Genomic DNA, 3,328 nt, shown 5'->3' on the forward strand with positions numbered 1-3,328 from the left:
TGGTGGTCGATACTGGGCTCGAACCAGTGACCCCCTCCTTGTAAGGGAGGTGCTCTCCCAGCTGAGCTAATCGACCTCGCTGTGTGGGGCCGTATTATAGGGATGAACGATCTACTGTCAACGCTTTTTTTAGATAAAAGAATGAGTACGGTTCAATTTTGTGCGTGTTGATGCATAGTTAATCAGCATGCGGCAGATGCAAGTAAAAAATGAGTAAAAAATTAGCTTTTAAGGTATTTACTTTGCAAAGCATTCACTGAAGTAGGGCGGCGATCTATCCCAATTATGACTAACTACTCGATTATTACTTATAGAATAGTGTTGGATATTGCATTTTATATCGTTTTTTATAACGAGATTAAAATTGTTTGCTGGTTATTTGCTGCAACTCTGCCATTAGAGCGTGTAAGTAGGGTCTTATTTTTAATGTTAAGGGGGAGCTTTATCTTTGTTCGGAATTTTCGGTTCAACTTCTTGCATATTACTATCTAAAAATTCTTGCATATGTAAGAGCTAAAAAGCGTGTCAGTGTCTTACATCCCCGGAACCTCGGTATTGTGGCTTTGTTTAAAGCCGTTTTTCTACTTGCTAATACCTATCGACTTGTAACTATCAGCTTTCAGGTATTAGCCTGGTTTGATATTACCCACGGTAAAATAGACATCTGTCACGTTAGTTATAATACCAATCATGTAATGGAGTCTGCCGCTAAACTTATCGTGGATTACTTCTCCTTTGAACAAGGGGAAAGAGTTCGTTATATGGGTAGTTAAAACGTCATTGTTCTAGAAAAGGGGAGTAACGAATTAACTAAGTATGTAAGTGGTAAGTAGCTCCTTGTTCAAACGTTGCAATAGCAGTGATATGACCTTCCACCACTCCTAGCTGTGAGATTGATTTAACTATGTAGGTTTAAGCATGTAGGTTTAAGCATGTAGGTTAAATCATGTAAGTAGAGTTATGTAAGTTGACTGCTAGATTCAACTCTGTTTTAGACGAGTAACGGTGCACTTGGTTGATTGAGGGAGTTATACCAATCAGTATAAGACGTTGATCTACTCAGAACGTTTTTTGGCAAACTAATTCAAGGCGAATAACTGAAAGAATGGTTGCTCCCTTGTGAAGTTGTTCAACGCAGAAGTAGGCAGCCAAAAACGCACCAGAATGGTGAGTTTTAGCGGCTCTGATACTGTGACTCTTATGGAACAAGAGGGAGCTTAACCTAGTTCAACTATGCGCTTCACTCGTTGCAAACCACATGGTCTTATATGTTCCCGACATACATAAGACATTTCATCCATCCCTGAAGGTCAGATGTGGTGAATGTCATTAATGCACGACTATATGGATATAGGCGGTAGAGTAACGCAGGAACAGTTACCTAGGGCATTTAATGACCTTGTCTCAGTGCCGCTATACTCTCGCTGAGCGACCACATTTTTATACTGATTGGTATTAGGTCGTTAAACGAGTGAGCATTTAGGCCGAATGGCAGATTTTAACTATAAAATTTACCATATAGTAGTAGACCTATTTTCCCTAGCTGCTTTGGCTGTTAGAATATGCTCCACATTCATTAGTACAGTCTATTATTTAGACTTTCTACATAGGTCAGTGTCCATTATGACAATTAAGACGCGTTTTGCTCCAAGCCCTACAGGCTTTTTGCACGTTGGTGGTGCTCGAACTGCACTTTATTCATGGTTACATGCACGCGCAAACCAAGGTGAGTTTGTTTTACGTATTGAAGATACCGATCTTGAACGTTCAACTCCAGAAGCCTGCGCTGCAATTTTAGAAGGTATGGAATGGCTTAACCTGAATTGGGACGAAGGTCCTTACTATCAAACCAAGCGTTTTGACCGTTACAACGAAATCATTGCACAGATGCTAGAGCAGGGCACTGCATATAAGTGCTACTGTAGTCGTGAGCGTATTGAAACAATGCGTGAAGAACAAGCTGCTAAGGGCGAACAGCAAAAGTATGACGGTTGCTGCCGTGATAAAGCACCACGTGATACTGATGAACCTTTTGTTGTGCGATTTAAAAACCCGACTGAAGGTAGTGTGGTATTTGATGATCATGTGCGTGGTCGCATTGAATTCGCCAACAGTACATTAGACGATCTTATTATCGCTCGTACCGAAGGTACACCTACTTATAACTTCTGTGTAGTTGTTGATGATTGGGATATGGGGATCACATGCGTTGTCCGTGGTGAAGACCATATCAATAATACACCACGACAAATTAATATCCTAAAAGCATTGGGTGCACCAATACCAGAGTACGCACACGTATCGATGATCTTGGGAGATGACGGCGCTAAACTTTCTAAGCGTCATGGTGCGGTAGGGGTTATGCAGTACCGTGATGATGGTTATTTACCAGAAGCGTTGCTTAACTACTTAGTCCGTTTGGGTTGGTCACATGGCGATCAGGAAGTTTTCTCTATAGAAGAGATGAAGCAGTTCTTTAGTCTTGATGATATAAATAAGGCTGCTTCAGCTTTTAATACTGATAAGCTTATTTGGTTAAACCAGCATTATATTAAAGAATCAGATCCAGAGTATGTTGCTTCACACCTTGAATGGCACATGGCTGATCAGAATATTGATACAAGTAATGGCCCAAAACTGTCTGAAGTGGTTTCAGCATTATCTGAACGTGCTAAAACACTAAAAGAACTTGCGGCTTCTAGTCGTTACTTCTATGAAGACTTTGCAGAGTTTGATGAAACGGCAGCTAAAAAACACCTAAGAGGTGTTGCACTTGAACCACTAACTCTTATTCAGTCTAAATTGGCTGCGTTAAATGAGTGGACTTTAGAAGCTATTCACCAAGCTATTGAAGATACAGCGACTGAATTAGACGTAGGTATGGGTAAAGTCGGTATGCCATTACGTGTTGCAGTTACTGGTGCTGGTATGTCTCCTGCTGTTGATTTAACCATATTCTTGGTTGGCAAGGTCCGTACAGAGCAAAGAATCTCCAAAGCGATTGAATTTGTAGCAAATAGAATAAATTCGTAAAAAACGGGTTGACTCTTTTGGGTGCGCTGCATAGAATGCGCCACGCAGTTGAGACACAGCTAACGAATAGTTCGCGGTGCACTCAAAAGTGATTTAGTTAGTGAGGGGCCTTAGCTCAGCTGGGAGAGCGCAACACTGGCAGTGTTGAGGTCAGCGGTTCGATCCCGCTAGGCTCCACCACCTAACTACAGCAAGCGTTAAGTTTTAGCCTACAGAACTTAATGAGTATTCACTCTTTGCAGAGTCTAATGCAGTCCGGGTCCCCTTCGTCTAGAGGCCTAGGACACCGCCCTTT

General features: G+C 41.6%; 2 protein-coding genes and 2 tRNA genes. 3 read left to right on the forward strand and 1 reads right to left on the reverse strand.

The window, feature by feature from the left end; translation table 11 throughout:
• Window positions 1-76 (reverse strand) — tRNA-Val (locus ACVBIK_RS20550).
• Window positions 77-557: 481 nt separating this feature from the next.
• Between ACVBIK_RS20550 and ACVBIK_RS20555 the strand changes: the two genes are divergently transcribed.
• From ACVBIK_RS20555 to ACVBIK_RS20565, 3 genes are all read left to right on the forward strand, one after another.
• Window positions 558-773, forward strand: coding sequence for a hypothetical protein (locus ACVBIK_RS20555; protein WP_447170414.1), 216 nt, complete (start codon window positions 558-560; stop codon window positions 771-773).
• An 850-nt stretch (window positions 774-1,623) separates the two neighbouring features.
• Complete coding sequence (gene gltX, locus ACVBIK_RS20560) at window positions 1,624-3,033, forward strand: glutamate--tRNA ligase (RefSeq protein ID WP_447162717.1); 1,410 nt, start codon at window positions 1,624-1,626, stop codon at window positions 3,031-3,033.
• Window positions 3,034-3,137: 104 nt separating this feature from the next.
• Window positions 3,138-3,213: transfer RNA gene (locus tag ACVBIK_RS20565), tRNA-Ala, on the forward strand.
• The last annotated feature ends 115 nt before the right edge of the window (window positions 3,214-3,328 follow it).

This window comes from Shewanella sp. 125m-1, assembly GCF_052977065.1.

Coding starts and splice junctions, on each gene's coding strand:
- gltX (WP_447162717.1), top strand. CDS start 1,624: ATGACAATTAAGACGCGTTTTGCTCCAAGCCCTACAGGCTTTTTGCAC.